At 67.0% G+C, this 1,323-nt stretch carries 1 protein-coding gene; it reads right to left on the bottom strand.

Annotated features, from left to right (window positions below; all coding sequences use genetic code 11):
* Positions 1-237: 237 nt before the first annotated feature.
* Positions 238-1,209: an enhanced intracellular survival protein Eis gene (gene eis, locus ACH4C6_RS36440; RefSeq protein ID WP_398112848.1), complete on the bottom strand. Its 972-nt coding sequence runs from the start codon at positions 1,207-1,209 to the stop codon at positions 238-240.
* Between the last annotated feature and the right edge of the window lie 114 nt (positions 1,210-1,323).

Here is a 1,323-nt window from a genome sequence, read left to right as displayed (position 1 = left end):
GATCCACGGACGAGAGTTCCTCTTCCCCACGAACAGAGCAACGAGCATCTGAGCCGACAGTCACACCATCAGCGACTTCTGTTAGGACCTGTAAGGTGGTTCTCCAGACGGCGCAGTTCCCTGGTGGGAAGGATGCCGCTCGCCGCCAGTTCCGCCCACATCGGATGTTGCAAGAGGTTGGCACGGCCCGTCGGCAGAGCCAGCCGCTTGCGGACCTTGTCCGCAACCTCGCTCCCCTCATTGGCTGCGGCTCGGATGAGAAACTGGGGTCGCGCCTGGACGTGATGTACCAGATGACGGCCGAGAGCTCCGTTCGATGTGATCCGGCCAGCCCCGCAGCCGCACCGTTTCCTGCAGGTCGAGGATGCGGAGCATCCACGGGTGCCAGGCCTCAGCGGTCAGCCGGTACCGGTGGAGGTTGTGCAGCAGCGCCGGGTACGGGGGGAGAGCGGAGCGGCGGAAGTAGATGACTGGGGCGCGGGTGTGATGGCCGGCGAGGAACGCCATCATCTCGCCGACGGTGTTCGCGTCGGCGGCCCAGAAGTCGTGCACGGTCAGCTGCATCCCGTGCCGCTCGCTGCGTCTCATGGCGAACGACAGCAGTCCCGTGGGCGCCTGTCGGGGGCCGAACCGGTATGTGGTCAGCTGCTGCTTGTCGTCGATCCAGGCCGGCCACCAGTCCGGGCGTTTCACGGGTCCGTTCCATTGCCGGGCCAGGCGCCGTTGCAGGTCATCGGCTTCCGTCGTACGGCCGTGCTCGACCGGTAGCCCTGAGCGGGTGAAGGCCCGCTTGAGGTCGTCGGTGGCGATGGACCACGCGAAGACGGGAACGGGAGCTTCCCAGCCGAGGCGGCGGACGTACCCGCCCGATGTCGTCCATAGCGCGGAGATCACCGCTCCCTGCTCGCGCAGGTGACGGAGCCGTTTGGCGAGCATGTCGACGGAGAGGCGGGCGCCGCGTTCCTCGGGGGCGACGCACCCCGCGCTGAGCAAGGCAGAGGGCACGGGGACTCCGCCGAAGAACTGGGGGACGAGGAGGCCGAGGCCGCCGGCGATGACCCGCCCGTCCCGGACGGCGACGCGAATGTCCGCGTGCGGGCGCAGGCGGCTGATGTCACCTACGGGATGGCCGTAGCTGCGCGTGGCCAGGGCGTCGTACTGCTGCCACAGCTCGTCGTCGGCCTGCACGATCTCGACCACATCAGGCATGTCCCCACCCTCTTCTAAGAGGTCCTAACAGAAGTCGCTGATGGTGTGACTGTCGGCTCAGATGCTCGTTGCTCTGTTCGTGGGGAAGAGGAACTCTCGTCCGTGGATCGTGTC

Origin of the sequence: Streptomyces sp. NPDC017943, assembly GCF_044328425.1 — a bacterium.
Lineage (GTDB): Bacteria > Actinomycetota > Actinomycetes > Streptomycetales > Streptomycetaceae > Streptomyces > Streptomyces djakartensis_A.
This window is presented reverse-complemented; position numbering and strand designations above follow the sequence as displayed.